This window comes from Microbacterium hydrocarbonoxydans (assembly GCF_011752045.1).
Lineage (GTDB): Bacteria > Actinomycetota > Actinomycetes > Actinomycetales > Microbacteriaceae > Microbacterium.
This window is the reverse complement of record NZ_JAAKXW010000003.1, coordinates 51,926-75,317: the sequence shown is the minus strand read 5'-3', so window position 1 is coordinate 75,317 and position 23,392 is coordinate 51,926. Positions and strand designations below refer to the sequence as shown.

15 protein-coding genes are annotated in these 23,392 nt (G+C 71.4%); all 15 read left to right on the top strand.

What is annotated here, in order from left to right:
- Positions 1-72 precede the first annotated feature (72 nt).
- The 15 genes from G6G98_RS11485 (at position 73) to G6G98_RS11415 (ending at position 23,383) form a co-directional block, all read left to right on the top strand.
- Positions 73-1,416, top strand: coding sequence for a copper amine oxidase (locus G6G98_RS11485; protein WP_243842102.1), 1,344 nt, complete (start codon positions 73-75; stop codon positions 1,414-1,416).
- Positions 1,417-1,556: 140 nt separating this feature from the next.
- Positions 1,557-3,653 carry an acyl-CoA dehydrogenase gene (locus G6G98_RS11480; protein WP_164234236.1) on the top strand — a complete coding sequence of 699 codons (2,097 nt, stop codon included), beginning with the start codon at positions 1,557-1,559 and terminating at the stop codon, positions 3,651-3,653.
- Between the two features lie 100 nt (positions 3,654-3,753).
- Complete coding sequence (locus tag G6G98_RS11475) at positions 3,754-4,800, top strand: NAD(P)-dependent alcohol dehydrogenase (protein ID WP_164234237.1); 1,047 nt, start codon at positions 3,754-3,756, stop codon at positions 4,798-4,800.
- Positions 4,801-4,828: 28 nt separating this feature from the next.
- A complete protein-coding gene (locus G6G98_RS11470; protein ID WP_164234238.1) occupies positions 4,829-5,407 on the top strand; it encodes a DNA-3-methyladenine glycosylase I in 579 nt (192 codons plus the stop codon).
- Positions 5,408-5,545: 138 nt separating this feature from the next.
- Positions 5,546-11,629, top strand: coding sequence for an Ig-like domain-containing protein (locus G6G98_RS11465; RefSeq protein ID WP_164234239.1), 6,084 nt, complete (start codon positions 5,546-5,548; stop codon positions 11,627-11,629).
- Between the two features lie 37 nt (positions 11,630-11,666).
- Positions 11,667-12,638, top strand: coding sequence for an AAA family ATPase (locus tag G6G98_RS11460; protein WP_067355989.1), 972 nt, complete (start codon positions 11,667-11,669; stop codon positions 12,636-12,638).
- Positions 12,638-13,900, top strand: coding sequence for a DUF58 domain-containing protein (locus G6G98_RS11455; protein ID WP_164234240.1), 1,263 nt, complete (start codon positions 12,638-12,640; stop codon positions 13,898-13,900). The genes G6G98_RS11460 and G6G98_RS11455 overlap by 1 nt, the downstream gene beginning before the upstream one ends.
- The gene (locus tag G6G98_RS11450) at positions 13,897-16,302 is read left to right on the top strand and encodes a transglutaminaseTgpA domain-containing protein (protein ID WP_164234241.1); all 2,406 of its coding nucleotides are present in this window, start codon (positions 13,897-13,899) and stop codon (positions 16,300-16,302) included. Before G6G98_RS11455 ends, G6G98_RS11450 begins: the two co-directional genes overlap by 4 nt.
- Positions 16,299-17,642 (top strand): RDD family protein, encoded by a 1,344-nt coding sequence (locus G6G98_RS11445; protein WP_164234242.1) that lies wholly within the window; start codon positions 16,299-16,301, stop codon positions 17,640-17,642. Before G6G98_RS11450 ends, G6G98_RS11445 begins: the two co-directional genes overlap by 4 nt.
- Positions 17,639-18,454, top strand: coding sequence for a PP2C family protein-serine/threonine phosphatase (locus G6G98_RS11440; protein ID WP_164234243.1), 816 nt, complete (start codon positions 17,639-17,641; stop codon positions 18,452-18,454). Before G6G98_RS11445 ends, G6G98_RS11440 begins: the two co-directional genes overlap by 4 nt.
- Positions 18,454-19,932: an FHA domain-containing protein gene (locus tag G6G98_RS11435; RefSeq protein ID WP_164234244.1), complete on the top strand. Its 1,479-nt coding sequence runs from the start codon at positions 18,454-18,456 to the stop codon at positions 19,930-19,932. The genes G6G98_RS11440 and G6G98_RS11435 overlap by 1 nt, the downstream gene beginning before the upstream one ends.
- Positions 19,929-21,554, top strand: coding sequence for a serine/threonine-protein kinase (locus tag G6G98_RS11430; protein WP_164234245.1), 1,626 nt, complete (start codon positions 19,929-19,931; stop codon positions 21,552-21,554). Before G6G98_RS11435 ends, G6G98_RS11430 begins: the two co-directional genes overlap by 4 nt.
- Entirely contained in the window at positions 21,551-22,270 is a 720-nt protein-coding gene (locus G6G98_RS11425) for a hypothetical protein (RefSeq protein WP_067355965.1), read from the top strand. Before G6G98_RS11430 ends, G6G98_RS11425 begins: the two co-directional genes overlap by 4 nt.
- Positions 22,263-23,054 (top strand): hypothetical protein, encoded by a 792-nt coding sequence (locus G6G98_RS11420; RefSeq protein WP_164234247.1) that lies wholly within the window; start codon positions 22,263-22,265, stop codon positions 23,052-23,054. The genes G6G98_RS11425 and G6G98_RS11420 overlap by 8 nt, the downstream gene beginning before the upstream one ends.
- Positions 23,051-23,383: a hypothetical protein gene (locus tag G6G98_RS11415; protein WP_067355960.1), complete on the top strand. Its 333-nt coding sequence runs from the start codon at positions 23,051-23,053 to the stop codon at positions 23,381-23,383. Before G6G98_RS11420 ends, G6G98_RS11415 begins: the two co-directional genes overlap by 4 nt.
- The last annotated feature ends 9 nt before the right edge of the window (positions 23,384-23,392 follow it).

Genomic DNA, 23,392 nt, shown 5'->3' with positions numbered 1-23,392 from the left:
AAGAATGGTGGCGGTCCGCTCTGCGGGCCGCCACCATTCCATGTCCGGAACGGGTCGCACCGAGGGGGAGATGTGAGCAGACGCGCACGAATCGCGGCGGCGACGCTCGTCTGCCTCCTCGCGCTGACCGGATGCACCGATCCGCCGCAGGATGCGGCCACTCCGGCGCCGGCAGCCACGGCGGTCGCGGACCTCGACTGCGGCGACGGGCAGGAGCTCGCGCAGACGCTCTCCAGCGGGGCCACCTGGTCGATGTGCTGGTCGGTCGATCCGGCCCTCGGCCTCGTCCTGTCCGATGTGCACATCGCTCCGCCCGGAGAGGAGCCCGTCAGCCTCCTCTCGTCTCTCTCGATCTCGCAGCTCGAGGTGCCGTACGACTCCGGGCAGCGGCTCACCAGCGACATCACCAGCGCCGGCTTCGGCGGCGTGAACATGAAGACGCTCGTCGAGGAGTCGTGCACGGGGGAGCGGCTCTCCGCCGACATCCCCGACGTCGGCGACGGCACCTACGGCAAGACACGCACCCGCGAGGTGCTCTGCGCCGAGACCGTGGACGGCGGCCTCGCGTATCATTCCAGCGACCTCATCGCCCCGGCGGCCGACAGGCGCACCGACTGGCAGCTCTCCTCCATCTCGCGCGTCGGCTGGTACGAGTACGTCACCCAGTACGTGTTCGGCGCCGACGGCTCCATCCGCGTGCGCCTCGGCGCGACGGGCGACCTCTCTCCCGTCGACTACACCGACGAGGAGCACGGATCCGCCGTCGGCCAGGGCGACCACGACCATGCCGCGAGCCATTCGCACAACGCCGTGTGGCGGGTGGACTGGGCGCTCGGCGGCGAGACCGGCATGGCCGTCGAGCAGTACGACGCCGACGCCACGGGGGAGAGCGGACCGGAGTCGCCGATCGTCGAGGGGGCGCTCACCCCGCTGCCGAATCCGACGACGGCCGAATGGGTCGACCGGCGCTGGTGGCGGGTGCTCGCGCCCGGCGTGCAGAACGCCGACGGACATCCGATCTCCTATCAGATCGACCTGGAGCGCAGCGACTCGTTCACCTTCGTGGAGGACCACGAGCACGGAGAGGATGCCGGGTACGACGTCGCGTTCACCAACGCGGACGAGTGCGAGCTGTTCGCGACACGGAACGCGATCCGCGGCTGCGGCGACGGCGTGATCGACTTCGTGTCCCGCTCGCGGGACGAGGCGCTGGACGACGTCGTCGCCTGGGTCGCGATCGGGTTCCATCACGTCCCGCGCGATGAGGACCAGTCGCCCATGGAGCTGCACTGGCAGGGGTTCACGCTGCTCCCGCGCGATCTCACGGCGCAGCGCTTCGACGTGCCGGACGGCCGCGAGGAGGTCAACGGCGTGCCCGATGACAAGTGGGGGACGGGCGAGGAACCTGAGGAGTAGGCGCCCGCCTGTCGCCAGCCGACAACCCCCGAGGGGAACGGCCCGGCACGAAGTTGGAGGATGCTCACAGCGCAGTTCTCTCGCGGTTGTGGCAGACCTACCATGGAGGCATCCCCACCTTCTCCTCGAGAGGAATGCACATGGTCGACGCCGCCGTCCGTCCTTCGATGACTCCCGCTGCACCGAACAGCGCCGACGCGAACCCGCGGATCGATGTCGCGCGCGTGAACGAACTGCTGATGGGAACGTGGGGCGACACGCGCCGTCAGGCGCGCGAGATGATCAAGGACTCCGCGTTCTGGCGGCAGGACGAGCTCGGCAAGGACGAGCACCGCGAGCGCGTGCTCAGCCAGCTGCACCTGCTCGTCGAGAACCGCGCCGTGCACCGCGCGTTCCCGAAGTCCCTCGGCGGCGAGGAGGACAACGGCGGCAACATCGCCGGCTTCGAGGAGCTCGTCGTCGCCGACCCCAGCCTGCAGATCAAGTCCGGTGTGCAGTGGGGTCTCTTCGGGTCCGCCGTGCTGCAGCTGGGGACGCAGGAGCACCACGAGAAGTGGCTGCCCGGCATCATGGACCTCTCCATCCCCGGAGCGTTCGCGATGACCGAGATCGGTCACGGCTCCGACGTCGCCGCCGTCGGCACCACGGCGACCTACGACCCGGACACCGAGGAGTTCGTCATCAACACGCCTTTCCGCGGCGCCACCAAGGAGTACCTCGGCAACGCCGCCCTGCACGGCATCGCCGCCACGGTCTTCGCCCAGCTGATCACGAACGGCGTGAACCACGGCGTGCACTGCTTCTACGTCCCGCTCCGCGACGCGGACGGGAACGACCTGCCCGGCATCGGCCGCGAGGACGACGGCCTCAAGGGCGGGCTCAACGGCATCGACAACGGCCGGCTGAGCTTCGACCACATCCGCATCCCCCGCACCAACCTCCTCAACAAGTACGGCGACGTCGCCTCCGACGGCACGTACACGAGCCCGATCGACAGCCCCGGCCGCCGCTTCTTCACGATGCTCGGCACCCTGGTGCAGGGGCGCGTCTCGCTCGACGGCGCCTCGTCCTGGGCATCCGCTCTCGGTCTCAAGATCGCGATCACCTACGCGACCCAGCGCCGCCAGTTCGACGGTGCCGACGGGCAGGAGGTCGTGCTTCTCGATTACGGAAAGCATCAGCGCCGCCTGCTGCCGCGCCTGGCCACCACCTACGCGCAGATCTTCGCGCACGACGAGTTCCTGCAGAAGTTCGACGGAGTCTTCTCCGGCCGTACCGACACCCCCGACGACCGGGAGGACCTCGAGACCCTCGCCGCGGCACTCAAGCCCCTGTCGACCTGGCACGCGCTGGACACCCTGCAGGAGGCCCGCGAGGCCTGCGGCGGCGCCGGCTTCATGTTCGAGAACCGCCTTGTCGGCCTTCGCCAGGACCTGGACATCTACGTCACCTTCGAGGGCGACAACAACATCCTGCTCCAGCTCGTCGGCAAGCGCCTGCTCACCGACTACGCGAAGCAGTTCAAGGGCAAGGATGCCGCGGCCCTGGCGCGCTACGCGGTCGGGATGACAGCGGGCAAGGTGTTCCACGGTGCGGGCCTGCGTCAGCTCGGCCAGGCCGTGGGCGACCTCGGCTCCACGGCCCGGTCGGTGGAGCGGGGCCTGCGCGAGGAGCAGCAGCACGAGCTGCTCGCGGAGCGGGTGCAGCAGATGATCGCCGACATCGCCGGCCGTCTGCGCGCCGCGGGCAAGGACAAGGTGCTGGGCGCTCGCCTGTTCAACGAGAATCAGGCCGAGCTCATCGAGGCCGCGCGCGCCCACGGAGAGCTGCTGCAGTGGGAGGCGTTCACGGATGCCGTGCACGCGGTCGAGGATGCCGAGACGAAGAAGGTGCTCACCTGGCTGCGTGACCTGTTCGGCCTGCACCTGATCGAGAAGCACCTCGCCTGGCACCTCATCAACGGCCGCCTGTCGACGCAGCGCGCGGCCGCGGTCTCGAGCTACATCGACCGCCTGTGCGCGCGGCTGCGCCCGTACGCGCTCGACCTCGTCGACGCCTTCGGCTACGAGCCCGAGCACGTCCGCGCGCCCATCGCCTCCGGCGCGGAGCAGGCGCGTCAGGACGAGGCCCGCGCGTACTACGCCGCGCTCGCCGCCTCCGGCGAGGCCCCGGTCCAGGAGAAGGCCCTGAAGCGCCGCACTGAGCGAGCGCAGCGAGACGAAGCGAAGAATCACTGACCCCCCGGGTCGCTCCCGTATGAGCTGTTGTCGCTGAAACGCCGTTCTCGCGACGACAACTCATACGGGAGCGTGGTGGGGGCTGACTAGGCTCGAGGGCATGACCCGCGTCCACGCCTATGCAGCCCCCCGCGAAGCCGCCCCGCTGGAGAAGACCGTCATCGAGCGCCGCGAGCTCGGCCCGCACGACGTGCTCATCGACATCGCCTACGCAGGCATCTGCCACTCCGACATCCACACGGTGCAGGGAGACTGGGGTCCGCAGCAGTACCCGCTCGCGCCCGGGCACGAGATCGCGGGCACCGTCGCGGCCGTCGGCTCCGAGGTCACCGCCCACGCCGTGGGCGACAGGGTCGGCGTCGGCTGCATGGTGGACTCCTGCGGCGCGTGCGACAGCTGCCTGCGCGGCCAGGAGCAGTTCTGCGCCGAGGGCGCCGTCTTCACCTACGGCAGCACCGACCGCGACGGCACCGTCACCCAGGGCGGCTACTCGGAGCAGGTCGTCGTCACGGAGTCGTTCGTCGTCCGCATCCCCGACGCCCTCCCGCTCGATGCGGCCGCGCCGCTGCTGTGCGCCGGCATCACCACCTACTCGCCGCTGCGGCACTGGAAGGTCGGACCCGGCACGCGCGTCGCCGTCGTCGGGCTCGGCGGCCTCGGGCACATGGGCGTGCAGATCGCGCACGCCCTCGGCGCTCACGTGACCGTGCTCTCGCAGACCCTGAGCAAGAAGGACGACGGTCTGCGGCTCGGCGCCGACGACTACCGCGCCACCGGCGACCCCGCCACCTTCCGCGAGCTGCGCGGCTCCTTCGACGTCATCCTCAACACGGTCAGCGCCGTCGTCGACCTCCGCGCCTACCTCGGCCTGCTCGCCACCGGCGGCACGATGGTGTGCGTCGGGGCGCCCGGCGAGCCGCTGGCCCTGAACGTCGGCTCGCTCATCGGCGGCAACAAGACGATCGCCGGATCGAACATCGGCGGCATCCGCGAGACGCAGGAGATGCTCGACTTCTGCGCCGAGCACGGCATCGCCGCGGAGATCGAGGTGATCCCGGCATCCGCGATCAACGACGCCTACGACCGGGTGCTCGCCTCCGACGTCCGCTACCGGTTCGTCATCGACGCGAAGACGTTCGGGGCGTGACGTCGGCGACCCGCGATAGCGTCGCAGGGTGACCTCTCTGATCGTCGGGCCGGATGCCCGTGGACGCTGCGCCTGGGTGGGCGACGATGCCGAGTACCGCCGCTACCACGACGAGGAGTGGGGCACGCCGCTGCACGGCGACCGTGCGCTGTTCGAGAAGATGGCGCTCGAGGGCTTCCAGGCGGGTCTCTCCTGGATCACGATCCTGCGCAAGCGGCCCCGGTTCCGCGAGGTGTTCGCCGGCTTCGAGCCGCAGGCGGTCGCCGCCTTCGGTGAGGACGACGTCGAGCGGCTCATGGCAGATGCCGGCATCATCCGCAACCGCGCGAAGATCGAGGCGACCATCGGCAACGCCCGCCTGGTCCTGGACATGGCGGAGGGGGAGCTCGACGAGCTGATGTGGTCGTTCGCGCCCGCGCCGCGCGTCGCCCGTCCCGCCTCGATGGCCGACGTGCCCGCGGTCACGGCGGAGTCGACGGCGATGAGCAAGGAGCTCCGCCGCCGCGGATTCCGGTTCGTGGGACCTGTGACGATGTACGCGCTGATGCAGTCGGCGGGCATGGTCGACGACCACCTCGAAGGATGCTGGCGGGCCGCAGCCAGCTGAGCCCGCCCTGCGGGCTCGATGGGTATCTCTCCCCATCGAGTGCGAAATCGACCCCGGTTAGGATGGGCGGGTATGTCCCGCCGGTCGCCTCTGCGACCGGCACAGGGAACATGTACGTGAACACCGGGGGAAAACGCGATGAAGGCACTGTCGTGGATGCGCGCGCGGCCGAAGACGCTGGCGTCGGCGGCGGGAGTGACGGTCGGGGTCGTCGCCCTGACCACGATGGCGTTCAGCTATGAAGGCGTGCCCACCACCAAGGTCGACCTGAACGACGGCGGCGTGTGGATCACGAAGACGTCCAGCCTCCTCGTCGGGCACTTCAACCACGAGTCCACACTGCTCGACGGCGGTCTGCGCACGACCGGCGAGAACTACGACATCCTCCAGGACGAGACGAACGTGCTGGTCGTCGACGAGGGCGGGTCCACCGTCACCGCCGTCGATCCGGCGCGCGTCTCGCTCGGCGACACCGCGAACATCCCCGGCTCCGCCAAGGTGGCGCTCGGCGAGGAGACCGCGGCGATCCTCGACACGAAGTCGGGCGACCTCTGGGTCGTGCCGGTCAAGGGCATCGCGTCCTTCGACATCGAGGCAGCCGAGCCCGTCGCCGAACTCGGCGGCAAGGCCGACGTCGCCGTCGCCTACGACGGAACGGTCTTCGCAGTGTCCGCCGAAAGCGGCGAGGTCGTCACCGTGCCTGTCGACAACGAGGGCCAGGCGCTCGATCCGTCCACGGCATCCGCCGGCGAGCTCGACGACTCCGAGGCCCCGCAGATCACCGCGGTCGGGAGCACCCCCGTCATCCTCGACGCCGCGGGCGTCGTCAGCACCCCCGGCGGGTTCCGCACCGAGGTCAAGGGCGCCGCGGATGCCGTGCTGCAGCAGGCTTCGGATCCGGCCGAGGCCGTGGCCGTCTCGACGGCGACGGCGCTCGTCAGCGTTCCTCTCGACGGAAGCGAGCCGGCGGCGGCCGAGGCGGGCGCCGAGGGCACGCCGGCGTCGCCGGTGACCCTGCGCGGCTGCGCCTATGGCGCCTGGGCGGGCTCCGCCCGGTTCGTGCGCGAATGCGCCGGCGACGCCAACGACGTCAACGAGAAGATCGCGGGTGCCGAGGACTCCGCGTCGCTGAAGTTCCGCGTCAACCGCGACGTCATCATCCTCAACGACGCCGTCGGCGGTGCCGCCTGGATGGCGGACGACAGCCTGAAGCGCGTGGACAACTGGGACGACATCGTGCCGCCGGAGGGCGAGTCCGAGGACCAGGAGGAGAGCACCGAGGAGACGGTCGAGACGACGCTCCCCGAGCGCAGCGACGTGAACACGCCGCCGATCGCCGAAGATGACTCCTTCGGCGTGCGACCGGGCGCGTCCGTGATCCTGCCGGTGCTCGACAACGACAACGATCCGGACGGCGATGTGCTCGTGGCCGCGCTCGCCGAGGCGCAGCCGGCGATCGGCACCGTGCAGCCGATCTACGACGGCGGCTCCCTGCAGATCGCCGTCGAGGAGAAGGCCTCGGGTTCGGCGACCTTCACCTACGACGCCGACGACGGGCGAGGCGGCAAGGACACCGCCGCCGTCACGCTGGCGGTGCACGACTGGGACGTGAACGGCGCCCCGACTCCGAAGCGGAAGACGATGCTGACGGTCGAGAGCGGCGGGACGATCTCGTACAACATCCTTCCGGACTGGATCGATCCCGACGGAGACGACGTCTACCTCAAGAGCGTCGTGCCCGCTCCCGGGGACGAGGCCGACTTCAGCACCGACGGGCAGATCACCTACAAGGCCACCGCGAGCCTGCAGGGCCGCAAGGACGTGCAGGTCACCGTGGCCGACGGCTTCGGCGAGGTCGCGACCGGCACCATCACGCTCGACGTGCGCCCGGCGGGAAGCACCAACCCGAAGACCAACGCGGACCATGTCGTCACTCGAGTGGGCGAGCAGATCACGGTCTCGCCGCTCGCGAACGACACGAGCTCGGGCCGCGAGCCGCTGCGCCTCGGCCGCGTCGACGAGACGCTCGGCGCCACCGTACTCCCCGACATCACGAACAACACCTTCTCCTTCTCCGCCCCGAAGCCCGGCGTCTACTACGTGCAGTACCTGGCGACGGCCGGTCCGGCCAACGGCGAGGGGCTGGTGCGCATCGACGTCCTCGACGCGGCGGAGGCGGACCTGCCCCCGGTCGCCGTGCGCGACGTCGCACTGCTGCCCTCCGGCGGTGACACCCTCATCGGCGTGCTCGCGAACGACACCGACCCGTCCGGCGGCATCCTCGTCGTGCAGTCCGTCTCGCTCGAGCCGAGCAGCGGCATCTCCGTCTCGGTGATCAACCACGAGACGCTCCGCATCACCGACCAGGGTGCGCTCGAGGAGCAGGTGCGGGTCAAGTACCGCATCTCCAACGGCTCCCAGTCGGCGGAGGGCGAGGTCGTGGTGATCCCGATCGCCCCGCCGGAGGAGATCCTCCAGCCCGTCGCGAACGACGACACGGTGTACGTCCGCGCCGGCGACGTCGTCACGATCCCCGTGCTCGACAACGACACCCACCCGAGCGGCGACACCCTGCACGTCGCCCCGGAGCTCATCGAGCCGTTCGTGGACCCTGAGGACGGCGAGGCGTTCGTCTCGCAGGACAAGGTGCGCTTCAAGGCAGGCCCGGAGGCGAAGACGGTCTACCTGACCTACGAGGCGGTCGACTCCCGGCAGCAGAAGGCGGCCGGCTACGTCACGATCCAGATCCTGCCGGTGGACGTCGAGAAGAACTCCGCGCCGCGCCCGCGTGATCTCGAGGCGCGCGCGCTCGCCGGAACCGAGGTCAACATCGCCGTGCCGCTCGACGGACTGGATGCCGAGGGCGACTCGGTCGAACTCCTCGACATCACCTCGAGCCCCACCAAGGGACGGATCGTCGAGACCGCCCAGAACTACTTCGTCTACGAGGCCTTCGACGACTCGACCGGCGTCGACACCTTCAAGTACCGGGTCCGCGATCGCCTCGGCAAGGAGGGCGTCGCCACGATCCGCGTCGGCATCGCCCCCGCCGAGCAGGTGAACCAGGCCCCGTACGCCGTCAAGGACGCCGTCGTGGTCCGCCCCGGTCGTGAGATCGCCGTGCCCGTGCTCGGCAACGACTCCGACCCCGAGGGCGACAAGGTCGCACTGGTGAAGAAGGGCCTGGAGCTCCCCGATGTGGACGGCCTCTCGGCACGCGTGTCGGGCGACCGCGTGCTCGTCCAGGCCCCGGACAGGGCGGTCGAGACCTCGCTGCAGTACACGATCACGGATGCTCGCGGTGCGACGGCATCCGCCGTGCTGCAGATCACCGTCGACGAAGACGTTCCGCTGCAGGCGCCGGTCGCCCGTGACGACCGCGTGCGTCCCGCCGATCTGAAGGACGAGACGCTGACGGCCGACATCGACATCCTCACCAACGACGAGGACCCGGACGGCACGACGGATGCTCTGGACGTCGAGGTCGGCGCCGGCGGCACGCTGCTCGAGAACGGCAAGGTGCGGGTCGAGGTCGGCGAGAAGCTGCAGCTCATCCGGTACACGCTCACCGATCAGGACGACCAGACCGCGTCCGCGTTCATCTTCGTCCCCTCAGTGGACGGTCTGCGTCCGACCCTGACGTCGACCAAGCCGGTCGAGGTCGTCAGCGGTGAGACCAAGGAGCTGCCGCTCTCGAAGTACGTCACCGTCGCCGGCGGCGGCGACGTGGTGATCACCGAGCACGCCAAGGTCACGGCCGTCCACGCCGACGGAGCCGACCTCGTCAAGGACGGGAAGACCCTCGTCTACACGTCCGCCGCCGGCTACTTCGGCCAGGACGCGATCACCTTCGAGGTGACCGACGGCACCGGCCCGGACGATCCCGAGGGGCGCAAGGCGACCCTCAGCATCCCGATCAACGTGCTGCCCCCCGAGAACCAGCAGCCGACCTTCATCCGCGGTGAGGTCAGCGTCGCCCCCGGCGAGGACGCGACCCCGCTCGATCTCGCGGCGCTGACCACCGACCCCGACCCGGAGGACGAGGGCAAGCACGACTACACGATCGTCGGCGGTGAGGAGAAGGGGATCACCGCGAAGATCGAAGACGGCAGCACGCTGCTGGTGCAGGCCTCCTCGAACGCGAAGAAGGGCACGGCGGCCACGCTGACCCTGCGCATCAGCGACGGCGAGACGGAGCCGATCGAGGGTACGGTGCGCGTGCTCGTGACCGCTTCGAGCCGCGCTCTGCCCGCGGCCAACACCGACACGATCTCCGAGGCCGACCAGGGCAAGAGCATCACCGTGCCCGTGCTCGCGAACGACTTCAACCCGTTCCCGGAGACGCCGCTCAAGCTGGTCGCGGCCGCTCCGGAGACCGGCGGCGGCACCGCGGTGGTCAAGGGCGACGAGGTCGTCGTCACCCCGAACGGCGACTTCGTCGGCACGATGGTCGTCGGCTACCGCATCCAGGATGCGACGGAGGATGCCGATCGCGAGGCGAACGGGCAGATCGTCGTCACCGTGCAGGGCGTTCCCGCGGCACCGGGAGTCCCCACGGTCACGAGCGTGCAGGACCGCACGGTCGTCGTCTCCTACGGCGCCCCCTCGAACAACGGCGCCGAGATCACGAAGTACACGGTGCGATCCGTGAGCGGCACGCCGTACACAAAGGAGTGCCAGTCGACGACGTGCACGCTGGACGGCCTCACCAACAACGTCGAGTACACGTTCCAGGTGACCGCGACCAACCGCGTCGGCGAGTCGAAGCCGTCCGGGACGTCCGAGGTGGCCCGTCCGGATGCGCGCCCGGACACGCCGAGCCCGCCGACGCTGACCTTCGGCGACCGCTCGCTCAACGTGAGCTGGACCACCCCGACCACCCCCGGGTCGCCCGTCGAGTCGTACACGCTCGAGATCTCGCCGGCACCGCCGTCGGGCATCACGCAGAAGCAGAACGTCACCGGCAACTCCCTGGTCTGGGAGGGGCTGGAGAACGGCGGCAACTACCAGGTGCGGGTCCAGGCGCACAACCGCGCGCCCGAGCCGTCGAGCTGGAGCGGCTGGTCGGCATCCGAGGTGCCTGCGGGCCCGCCGATGACCCCGAACGCGCCGACGACCCAGGAGCTCGCGCCGGTCGGCAACCAGGCGCAGATGCAGGTGAACTGGGTCGCTCCGAACAGCAACGGCGACGCGATCGACGCCTACCGGCTCAACGTCTACGAGGGGTCGACCCTCGTCAACACGCTGACCCCGAGCGCGGGGGCGACCAGCCAGGCCGTCGTGGTGCCGACCTCGGAGACCGCGTACACGTTCCGGATCCAGGCGCACAACAAGGCCGGCTGGGGTGAGCTCAGCGCCCCGTCGGCGCCGCGCCGCGGTGTGATCGCGCCGTCGCCGCCGCGCATCGACAGCCTTCGTCCGGCGGATCACACGATCACGGTCGCCTACACCCCCGGCTCCCGCAACGGCGCCAGGACCGGCGAGGTCGCCTACCAGTACCGCCTCAACGGCGGCGGCTGGGCCGGGCTCCCCGGTGACCGGGTGATCCGCGGGCTCAGCAACGGCACCACGTACCGCGTCGAGATGCGCGCCGTCGCCACCGTGGACGGGTCCACTTACGCGAGCGGCGTGTCGAACACCGTGTCCGAGGTGCCGTACGGCGCCCCGTTCGCGCCGAAGGCGACGGCACGGAACCTCGGGACCAGCGTCGAACTCACCTGGGACTCGAGGGTGTCCGACAATGGCCGCCCCATCACGCTCACGCAGATCAACGTGAACGGCAACGGCTGGCAGAACGTGAACCAGACCGGCTCTCGCACGCCGGGCAACGGTTACGACCAGACGCACAGCATCCAGGTGCGCGCGCAGGACTCGACGGGGGCCTGGACGCCGGTCGCCTCCGCATCCGCCAAGACGGACAGTCCTCCGAAGCCGACGGCGCGAACTGTGAAGGGCACATCCGGCAACTGGCCTCCCGGGTGGGGTGGTGACGGCAGCTGCACGAGCTCCTCGTGCGCGTACATGGCGATCTCCGTCGAGAACTTCCCCGCCGGCAACTACCGGCTCTACTGCAACGACAGCGGCGGACAGTGGGGCGGGGCGACCAAGTGGGTCCCGAAGAACGGCAAGGTGGAGCTCGGCTGCTTCTACGGCCGGCCGAACACCCGGGTGTGGGTGACCATCGGAGGCTGGGGCGACGCCGACGCGATGACCTGGTACTAGACACGAACATCGACGACACGAACAGGAACTCCCGAACATGAGCATGACCCCCGAACAGGCCGCCTGGTTCCAGGGCACCTTCCAGCGCCTCGTCGACAACGTCGACAAGGCCGTCCAGGGCAAGCGCGAGATCGTCAGCCTCGTGCTGGCGTCGATGCTGGCCGAGGGGCACGTGCTCCTCGAGGACGCGCCCGGCACCGGCAAGACGAGCCTCGCCAAGGCGCTCGCCGCGACCGTGCAGGGCACCAGCGCTCGCATCCAGTTCACCCCGGACCTGCTGCCGTCCGACGTCACCGGCGTCACGATCTACGACCAGCAGTCGCACCGCTTCGAGTTCCACAAGGGACCGATCTTCGCCTCGATCGTGCTCGCCGACGAGATCAACCGCGCCTCGCCGAAGACGCAGTCGGCGCTGCTCGAGGTCATGGAGGAGTCGCGGGTCACCGTCGACGGCGTGACGCACTCGACCGGCCGTCCGTTCCTCGTCATCGCGACCCAGAACCCGATCGAGCAGGCGGGAACGTACAAGCTCCCGGAGGCGCAGCTCGACCGCTTCCTCATCAAGACGACGATCGGCTACCCCGACCTGGCCGTGACCGAGAGCATCCTGGCCGGGGCGTCCGACCGAAACCCGTCTGCTGGACTCTCCGCCGTCATCACGACGAGCGCGGTGGCAGACATGGCCGACCTCGGCGCCTCGGTGCATGTCGAGTCCGCGGTGCTGCGCTATGTCGCGGAGCTCGCCGAGGCGACCCGAAACGATTCCGCGATCCGTCTGGGCGTCTCGGTCCGCGGCGCGATCGCGATGGTCCGCATGGCCAAGATCTGGGCCGCGGCCCACGGACGCCACTTCGTGCTGCCGGATGACATCAAGGCGCTGGTCCGGCCCGTGTGGCAGCACCGTCTGCTCCTGGACGCCGAAGCCGAGTTCGCCGGCACGACCAGCGACGTCGTCCTCGCGCGCGTGCTCGACGGCGTGGCCGCGCCGCAGGCGCGATCGGCGGCCTGATGACGGGGGAGGTGCTCCTGGCGCAGGCCGCGCCGACCGACCGCGACGCCGGCTGGCGCGACATCGCGGCGGTCATCGGCGCGCGCGTCCTGGCGCGCCTCCGCATGATCGCGGCCGCGGTGCGGCCGCTCGCCTGGGTGCTGATGGCCGTCACCATCGGATTCTGGATCCTGGGTCAGGTCGCCGGCTGGGCCGAGTTCACCGTCGCCGCCGTGGTGATCGCGCTGACCGTCGCGCTGTGCGCGCTGTTCCTCATCGGTCGCACCGCCTACGACGTGTCCCTCGACCTCGCCCGGACTCGCGTCGTCGTCGGCGAGCGCGCGGTCGGCGCGCTGAAGCTCGCCAACCGCGGCAGCCGCGCGATCCTTCCCTCGCGGGTGGTGCTGCCGGTGGGCTCCGGCCGCGGCGAGTTCGGCATCCAGCGCCTCGCCCCGGGGGAGGAGGCGGAGGAGCTCTTCGCCATCCCCACGCAGAAGCGCGGGGTCGTGAAGGTCGGTCCGGTCAGCGTCGTGCGCGGCGATCCGCTCGGGCTGTTCGAGCGGGCGCACCGGCGCGACGATCCGGTGGACCTGTACGTGCACCCGCGCACCGTTCTGTTCGACGGACAGTCGCTCGGGTTCCTCCGCGATCTCGAGGGCCTTCCCGCGGCCGACCTTTCCCGAGATGATGTCTCGTTCCACGCCCTGCTGGAGTACCAGCCGGGCGACGACCTGCGCCATGTGCACTGGAAGTCCACCGCGCGCACCGGCACGATGATGGTCCGCCAGTACGAGGAGACCCGCCGCTCGCACTTCGTGATCGGCCTGTCGACCTCCTCGGGCGACTACGCGGACGGCGAGGACTTCGAGCTCGCCATCTCGGCCGCGGGGTCCATCGGACTGCGCGCCATCCGCGACTCCCAGCGCGTCGACGTCCGCGTGCAGGGTCGCGAGCTCGCCGCCGGGACCGGCAAGCAGCTGCTCGACTCGCTGTCCGCCCTGGAGGCCTCCCGTCCGCGTGACGGCGGCATCGATCAGCTGGCCGGTGTGCTCAGCCGCACGTTGCCGCTCGCGAGCGTCGTGGTGCTGGTGTGCGGTTCGAAGGTCAAGGCCGACGATCTCCGCCTCGCGTGCTCCCGCCTCCCGTTCGGCGCGCGCGTGCTCGCCGTCGTCGCCGACAGGACGGCCACCGCTCCCGCGCTGCGCCGCATCGGCGACGCCGCCGTCGTGACGGTCGGAGCGCTCGAGCAGATCCCCCTCGCACTGCAGAAGGTGCTCTCATGACCTCGCTTCCCGCCTCGCAGACCCGTCTGCCGCTGCGCCGATGGATCCTCGACCTCGGCGTGTCTGCGCTCCTCATCGCCGTGTCGATCGTGGGGTTCTGGCCGACGTTCGCGGGACCGTCGTACCTCCCCGCCGCGGTCGGCGCCCTGCTCATCGGCCTCGCGATCTCCGCCGTCGCGGCCTGGCGCCGATGGGGCATCCTGATCATCGCGGGGCTCACCGTCGCGGCGTACTTCCTCTTCGGAGGGCCGCTGGCCCTCCCGCACACCACGATCGCCGGCGTCATCCCGACCCTCGACACCCTCATCGGCCTCGCGCTCGGCGCCGTGACGTCGTGGAAGCAGATGCTCACCACCGTGGCGCCCGTCTCCGCGGCCGACGGCCACCTCCTCGTGCCGTTCCTGCTCACCCTCGTGATCTCGGTGCTCACGGCATCCCTCGCCCTGCGTCTCTCGCGCGTCGTCTGGGCGCTCCTGCCCGCGGGATTCATGCTCATCCTGGTGATCGCCCTCGGCACCCCGGAGCCGGCATCCCCCGTCGTGCAGGGCATCCTCTTCGCGGTGCTCGGCATCGCGTGGCTGGCGCTGCGGCAGATGTGGGCGCCGCAGAACGCGGCGGTCTCGGTGAGCGAGGTCGATCCGGCGCGAGCCGCGCACATGCGCATGCGTCGGCTGCTCGCCGGCGTCGTGGTGCTCGCCGTCGCGGGCGGCGCCGGCCTCGCCTCGAGCGCGATCGCCGCGCCCGTGCAGCCCCGCCACGTCTTCCGCGACGTGATCATCCCGCCGTTCAACGTGCGCGACTACCCCAGCCCGCTGCAGGCCTTCCGGAAGAACGTCCGCGACTACGCGAGCGACACTCTCTTCACGGTGCAGGGCCTGCCGGAGGGCACCCGCATCCGAATCGCGGTGATGGATCAGTTCGACGGCATGGTGTACAACGTGACCGATGGTGGTCCGGGGTCGTCCAGCGCGTTCGGGCCGCTGCGCTCGAACATGGCGCCGGATGCCGAGGGCGTGCCTGCCACCCTCAGGTTCGAGGTCGGCGAGTACAGCGGCGTCTGGGTTCCCGACGCCGGTGCGGTGTCTCGGATCGAGTTCACCGGAGACCGCGCCGAGGAGCTGCGGCGCTCAGGGTTCTTCAACCCCGAGACCGGGACGGCCGTGGTGACCTCGCGGCTGAAGAGCGGGGACACGTACACGGTCGACACCATCCTGCCCGCGGACGTCGACGACGAGGACCTCGCTGACGCGGACTTCGGCAAGGTGCCGCTGCCGAAGCAGAGCAACGTGCCTGAGGGGCTCACGTCACTGGCGGCCGAGACGGTCGCCGGGGCCGAGACACCGATCGAGCAGGTGCGCGCGCTGGAGACGTTCTTCGCCGAGGGCGGCTTCTTCAGCCACGGCCTCGAGAACGAGGGCGCACTGTCCCGCGCCGGGCACACGTCGGAGCGGATCTCGACCCTTGTCGGCGGTGACCAGATGGTCGGCGACGACGAGCAGTACGCGGTCGCGATGGCACTGCTCGCCCGGGAGGTCGGCATCCCCGCCCGCGTCGTCATGGGCTACTACCCCGACGAGGACCAGGCGGAGGAGGCGCTCTTCGAGGCCACCGGCGACAACGTGCACGCCTGGGTGGAGGTGAACTTCGACGGACTGGGGTGGCTGACGTTCAACCCGACCCCGCCCGAGGACAAGGTCCCGAACAACCTCAACACGAAGCCCAAGGTGGAGCCGAAGCCGCAGGTGCTGCAGCCCCCGCCCCCGCCGCAGGAGCCGGTGGACCTCCCGCCGACGCTCCCCGACGACCGCAAGGGCGAGGACGAGAGCCTCAACATCCTCGGCATCATCGGCGCGATCCTCGCGATCGGAGGCATCAGCCTCGGCATCCTCGCCCTGCTGGCCTCGCCGTTCATCCTCATCGGCGCCTGGAAGGCTGCCCGCCGCCGCACCCGCCGCAGCGCCGCGCGCACGGCGGACCGCATCAGCGGAGGCTGGGACGAGCTCACCGACCGCGCCGTCGACTACGGGGCGCGCATCGCCCCCGGCGGCACGAGGGCCGAAGAGGCCGTGACCGTCGCCACGAGCCTCGCCCTCCCGCAGGTGACCGCGCTCGCGGATCGCGCCGACAGCGGAGTGTTCGGCCCGTCCGAGCCGACCTCCGAGGACGTCGACGCCTTCTGGGCCGAGGTCGACGGGATCGTCGGCGGCCTGAGCAAGGAGGCGAGCCTCTGGAAGCGCACCAAGGCGCGGCTGAGCCTGCGCTCCCTGCTGGGCGGGACCGCCGTCTCCGCCGGCTTCGAGAGCCTGAAGGATGCCGCGGCCGCGCGCGTGCGCCGCGAACCTGGCACCATCAAGAACGACAACAGTACGAAGTCCCCCTCACCCGAGAGCGAGACCCCATGAGCATGCTTCCGTTCGGCCAGGTCGCGCCTGTCCGGCGGCGCGCGATCGCCTACCTGATCGACGCGCTGATCGCCTCCGGGATCGGCGTCCTGCTGACCGGCGGGCTCGTCGCCGCGGCGTATGCCGGCGGCAGTGCCGAGGCGATGCTCGGCACGATCGCGATCGGCGGTCCTGTCGTCTCCCTGCTGCTGCTCGGCTGGTTCGTCGCGTACACCCTGATGCAGGCGGGCAAGGGGTCCATCGGGATGCGCCTGCAGAGGCTGCGCCTCGTCTCGGAGGACGGCTCACCCCTCGGCTTCGGACGCACGCTGCTGCGCAACGTCGTCTTCGGCTTCACGGCCGGATTCGTCATCGGATACTTCACCCCGCTGTTCGACGGCTCGGGCCGGTTCCAGGGCTGGCACGACAAGGTGGCGAGGTCGCTGATGCTCGACGCGCAGCCGGATGCCGCCGCCGCGGCGCCCGTCGCCGATGCCGCCGCCCCCGCCACGTCGGCTTTCCCCTCCGTCCCCGGCATCCCCGCGCCGTCCTTGGCCGCGCAGGGCTACGCCGCTCCGGCCGCTCCGGCCGCGCCGGCCGCGCCTCAGACTCCCGCGTTCCCGCAGGCGCCGGCGTTCCCGCAGGCCCCCGCGTTTCCGCAGGCGCCGGCGTTCCCCCAGGTTCCCGCCCCGGCGCCCCGGGCGGCCGAGGCTGCGCGACCCGCGGCCCCCGCGGAGCCGATCGCCGACGCCGGATCCTTGATCGACTATGTGCCGGGGATCACTCAGGACTCCCCGCCGCAGCGGAACCCGCTGCCCGAGCCCGCGCCGCTGGACGAGACGGTCGTGCAGCGACCGCAGGCCGTCCCGCCCGCTCCGCCGCTGCCGGCTCCCGCCGCTCCTGCGGCCCCCGCTGCCGCTGCTCCGACCGCAGCGCCGGCTCCGGCTCCGGCTCCGAGCGCGCCCGCAGCTCCGGCATCCGCTCCGCCTTCGGACGGCGGCGAGCAGGACATCGAGGACACCCGGATCAGCATCCCCGGGCACCGTCTGGTGTTCACCTGGGACGACGGCACGAGGGTGTCGGTGTCGCGGCGCACGATCTTCGGCCGCAACCCCGCGCCCGAGGACGGCGCCGTCCTCGTCTCCGTGCGCGATGAGACCCTCTCCCTCTCGAAGACGCACTTCGAGGCCGCGGCGGAGACGTCCGGCGGGTGGGTGCTCGACCGCCACTCCACCAACGGCCTGACGATCGTCCGCGACGGGCAGCGCATCGCCTGCCCCGCCGGCCAGCGGGTGCCCGTGCGTCTCGGCGACGCCCTCGAGATCGGCGACCGGATCGTCACGATCGGCGGCTACGCATGAGGGCCGGACTGATCGTCAGCGCGGGGGCCGCGACGCACCCCGGCCTCCGCCGAGCCCTCAACGAGGACTCGCATCTCGCCAGCGCTCCGGTGTTCGTCGTCGCCGACGGCATGGGCGGGCACGAGGCGGGCGAGCGGGCGAGCGCCAGGGTGATCGCGGAGTTCTCGCGTTTCATCGGGCGGTCGGCGCTCGAGCTCGATGACGTCCGTGACGCGATCGCGAGCGCCAGGGAGGGCGTCGAGGAGCTCTCCACCACCGGGAACGGACGTGCGGGGACCACTCTCAGCGGCGTGGTCGTCGCCTCGGTCGACGGCATGGGCTACTGGCTGACGGTGAACATCGGGGACTCGCGCACTTACCGCTACGCCGACGGGGAGCTCGAGCAGATCACCGTCGATCACTCGGTGGTGCAGGAGCTCATCGAGTCGGGCGAGCTGTCCCCGGAGGACGCGGCCACCGACCGCAGGCGCAACATCATCACCAGGGCCATCGGGGCGAGCAGCACGGGGGATGCCGACTACTGGCTGTTCCCCGCCGAGATGGGCGACCGCATCATGATCTGCTCCGACGGACTCACCTCCGAGCTCGCCGACGGGCGGATCCTCGAGATCCTGCGGTCGGTCGCCGATCCGCAGGCCGCGGCCGACGCCCTCGTCGACGAGGCGGTCACGGCCGGCGGGCGCGACAACATCACGGTCATCATCGCGGACGCCGTCTCGGTGGCCTCGAGACCCGGCACGCTGCTGGAGACCGACGACACCGACATCGACATGGACACGCGCCCGCGTGAGGCAGCAGGAGGGATTCTCTGATGCAGACGATCTACCGACCCGGACAGTGGTACCTGATCGTGATCCCGGGCGCCCTGGTCGCCCTGCCGCCGGACGCACCCGGCGAGCTGGTCACGAAGCTGTGGGAGCGGCTCCCGCAGCAGAAGACTCTCGCCACGGTCGTCGACGTGCTCACGACCCACGCAGGTGGCTCCTTCACCGCCCTGCCGCCGTTCGCCGCGGCGGTGGCCGAGGGCGACGACGTGCGCATCGCGCTGCGCGGCGGGGTGGCCGCGAGGGTGAGCGACGACGACGACGCCGCCCACGAGTTCACCGGTGCCGAGGTCACGACCTGGAGCGAGCGCTTCGTCGGCCGGGCCAGCCGGGTCGAGATCACGGTCGAGGAGACCGACGCGGTCTCCGGCCTGCCCGTGCACAGCGGCGTCGTGCGCGCGGCGGCGGTGTCCTCCGACCTCGAGGCGAGCGACGCCGAGCCGCTCCTCGGCGCACAGGGGCCCGCGCCGCTGGTGCAGCCCGACGCCGCCGGGGTCTCGGCCGCCGTGCTGGCCGGCACGACCGCGCCGCAGCTCGCGTCCTTCGGCGGGCAGGCCGCCGCCGTCGCGTCGACCCCCGCCGCCTCCGCCGATGCCGCACCGGCGTCCGCCGCCGCTCCCGCGGCCGCTCCCGTCGCCGGCGCGGCCGGCGCGGTCGCCGCGCCCCCTCTCGTCGTACCGGGGGCGGTGCCCCCGCCCGCCGCCGCGGAGAGCGCCGGCGAGGAGCCGGCATCCGCCGACCCGGCTCCGGCGATCGCCGAGACCGACGCCGCCGTCGCCGCCGTGGCGGCGTCCGAGGCGCCCGCGCCCGCTCCCGGACCCGACGCGGCCGACGAGACCGACGAGGCCGACGAGACCGACGCGGCCGACGACCGGGGAGCGGACGACAGCCGTCCCGTGACCGAGGAGACGCTGGCCCCCGCCGACGACGACGAGTTCGATCAGCTGTTCGGCGAGACGGTGCACCTGTCCTCCGCGTCGGCGGCTCCCGCTCCCGCGCCCGCTCCCGTCGAGGGGGATCACGACGGCGCGACGATCTCCGCGGCCGAGCTGCGCGCGCTCCGCCAGCAGGCGCCCGCCGCCTCCAGCGAGGCGCCGACGCAGGTCATCCCGGTGCAGGCCGGTGCGACCGGGCGCATCCGCGTGTCGACCGGCCAGGTGGTGAACCTGGACCGCACCGTGATCATCGGCCGCCGCCCGCGCTCGACCCGCGCCAGCGGCGCGAGCATGCCGCACCTCGTCGCGGTGGACAGCCCTCAGCAGGACATCTCCCGCAGCCACCTCGAGGTCCGCCCTGAGGGCGACACCGTCGTCGTGATCGACCTGCACACGACCAACGGCTCGACCCTGCTGCGTCCCGGCGCCGACCCGGTGCGCCTGCACCCGGGGGAGCAGACCCTGGTGCTGTCCGGCGACGTGGTCGATCTGGGTGACGGGGTCACCGTCGCCTTCGAGGATCTGCCGTGAGTCGTCGGCCCTCGCCGCCGCCGGAGCTGCCCGGCTTCACGTACCTGGAGCCGCTGGGCACCGGCGGCTTCGCGGACGTCTTCCTCTACGAGCAGCAGATGCCGCGCCGCCGCGTGGCGGTGAAGGTGCTGCTCGCCGACCGGACGTCCAGCGGCGCCGCGAAGGAGTTCGCGGACGAGGCGAACGTGATGGCGATGCTCTCCACGCATCCCGCCATCGTCACGATCTACCAGTCCGGCGTCGCCGGCGACGGCCGGCCCTACCTCGTCATGGAGTACTGCCCGCGGCCGAACCTGCAGCTGCGCGCCCGCAGGGAGCCGTTCTCCGTCGCCGAGGCGCTGCGCGTCGGCGTGCAGGTGGCCGGCGCCGTCGAGACCGCCCACCGTGCCGGGGTGCTGCACCGCGACATCAAGCCGGCGAACATCCTCGTCACCGAGTACAACCGCCCCGCCCTGACCGACTTCGGCATCGCGTCGACGACCGACGCCATCGGCGAGGCCTCGGGCATGTCGATACCGTGGTCGCCCCCGGAGTCTTTCGCGGAGCCCCCGCAGAGCGGCCCGCGCACCGACGTGTGGGCGCTCGGCGCCACGATCTACACCCTCCTCGCCGGACGCTCCCCGTTCGAGCGCCCGGGGGAGCGCAACTCCAGCGCCGACCTCATCGAGCGGATCGAGAGGGCGGCGCTGCCGCCGCTCGGCCGCCCGGACTCCCCGGAGAGTCTGCAGCGCGTCCTCGAGCGCGCGATGGCCAAGAACCCGGACGACCGCTATCCCAGCGCCGTCGCGTTCGCACGCGCGCTCCAGAAGGTGCAGATCGAGCTGTCGCACTCGGTCACCCCCATCGACATCGTCGACGAGCACCCTCCGGCGGAGGACCTCGAGGACGACGACGACGGTCTCACCCGGGTGCGGCAGGTCGTCAGCATCGACCCGGATGTCGCGGCCTTCACGCGCCCCTCGGCGACGACGCAGCGCAAGGAGCAGCCGGCGTCCCCGGTCGTCCCGCGCTTCGACCCGCCGCCCGCCGCGGAGCCCGTGGACGAGGCCACGCAGCTGCGGTCTCCGGCGGCGCCGGCCGCGCCGCGTCCCGACGCCGACGACCGGACCATCGCCCGGCCGCCCATGATCGTGCAGCCGCTCGCAGCCCAGACCGCCGCGCCGGCGGCGGCCCCCGCCCCCGCGACCGCAGACAGCGCCTCCGCGCCCGCGGGGCCGCGCAGCCGCAAGGGCCTGTGGATCGGGCTCTCCGCTGCCGCCGCCGTGCTCGTGATCGGTGCGATCGTCGCGCTCAACATCCTCGTGGCCGGCATCGAGAGCCCGCCCGAGACCGTCGATTCGCCCGAGCCGATCGACGTCGTCTCCGACTTCGTGCCCAAGGTCACCGACATCGCCGGCTCTCGGCAGGGCGACCAGGTCGTCTTCACCTGGAAGAACGAGGATCCGCAGGAGGGCGACTCCTACATCTGGAGCGTCGTCGACGGGTCCGGCGAGGTCGATCCGCAGACGGCGGAGGAGCCGAAGGCGGAGTTCACGGCCGAGCCCGGCGAGGTGTGCATCGCCGTCATGCTGCGTCGGGCGGACGGTCGCGCATCGGAGGAGGAGCGGGGGTGCGTGGAATGAGCGCAGACGGAGGCGTCACGGTCGAGTTCGCGGGCGAGTACTTCCCGATCGAGCGCGGCGGCAGGTTCGTGGTCGGTCGCGAGGGCGACCTCGAGCTCGACGACAACCTGTTCCTGCACCGTCACTTCCTGGAGATCACGGATGCCGACGGGCTCTGGTGGCTGTCGAACGTGGGCACGCGTCTCAGCGCGACCGTCACCGACTCGGCCGGGGGCGTGCAGGCCTGGCTCGCTCCCGGCGCCCGTCTCCCGCTCGTGTTCGAGAAGACGACCGTCGTGTTCAGCGCGGGCCCCACGACCTATGAGCTCACGCTGCACGCCGCGGAGCCGACCTTCCGGGCCACGCGCCGAGAACCCGACGACGGCGGAGCCTCGACCATCGGCGAGGTGCCCCTCACGCTCAGCCAGAAGCTCCTCATCCTCGCCCTCGCCGAGCCGCAGCTGCGCCGTGACGGCACCGGGATGAGCGAGATCCCCACCTCGGCGAAGGCGGCCGAGCGGCTCGGCTGGACCGTGACGCGGTTCAACCGCAAGCTCGACAACGTGTGCGACAAGTTCGACCGCATCGGCGTGCCCGGCATGCGCGGGGGCCAGCGGAGCGTCGCGACGAACCGTCGCGCCCGCCTCGTCGAGCACGTCGTCGCGTCGCGTCTCGTCACCAGGGAGGACCTCCCGCTGCTCGACGCCGTCCACGAGGTGCCGGAGAACGATGAGTGACGGCACCGGGGCCGTGTCGCCGCTCCAGCCGCGACCGGTCGACGCGCGCATCGCCGCGCACTGGCGCGCCTTCTTCGAACGCGGCGAGGTGTTCGCCCTCCCCGTCGCGCGCGAGCTGTCGGCGCGCCGCCTCCGTGCGAACACGACGCTGCTCGCCGTGCTCGGCGGGCTGGTCGTCGCGGCGGCGGTCGTCGCCGTCTGGCTCTTCGCCGCGGACGCGGGGCGGCCGCTGACCTACGTGCTCCTCGTGGTCGTGGCCATCGCCGCGATCGCGGCCTTCATCAGGATCGCGTCCATCCGCCGCCTCCTGGCGGCCATCCGCGACGCACCGGACGAGTACCTCGCGGTGTCGCAGGCCGGTATGCGCTACGCCGGCATCGACTTCCCCTGGGCCCACGTGGTGGGCGGCCTGGTGATCGACGAGCGCGGCACCCGGTTCGCCGGCATCCGGAAGCTCACGGCGCGCCTCATGCGCGCCGCCGGCTACTCCCGCGTGCAGCTGCTCCTCGGCGTCGATCAGGGCACCGTCCGCGAGTACCGGGACAGGGCTCCGGGCGCGGTGCGCGGCTCGTTCTTCGTGTCGATGGGCTCCGGCGGCCCGCGGGTGGCCCTGGAATGGGGGGTGGAGCCCGAGAGCGTCGACCCTTTCACCACGGCGGTGCGGGTCAGCGCGGGGGATGCGGGGGTGCCCGTCATCGTCTCGAGCGAGCCGTCGGTGATGCACACCACGATCATGGCGATATGGCGGGGCAGAAGGCCCGGCGAGACGGAAGGAACGAGATGACTGATCTGAGAGCCGAGCGCTGCGAGCGGATGGTGCAGCCCATCATCGACCTCACGGCATCCGTGCTGGCGTCCCAGGTGGGCAACCTCGACGACTTCGACGACGTGATCCGGGCGGCCGAGAAGGTGCTCGACGTCGCCGAGATGGGGTCGTTCGGCATCGACGACGCCGCCTACATCGAATGGGCCGGCGCCGCGCCGGCGACCTTCCGCCGCATCATCGAGGCGGCCGAGCGCAAGGACAAGAAGGCCGTGTGGCTGGCGTTCGCCGACCCGGTGACCGGCGTGTACCGGGTGTCGGCCGCATGCGCGGGCCTGCCGCGCTGGTGACGCTGGGCG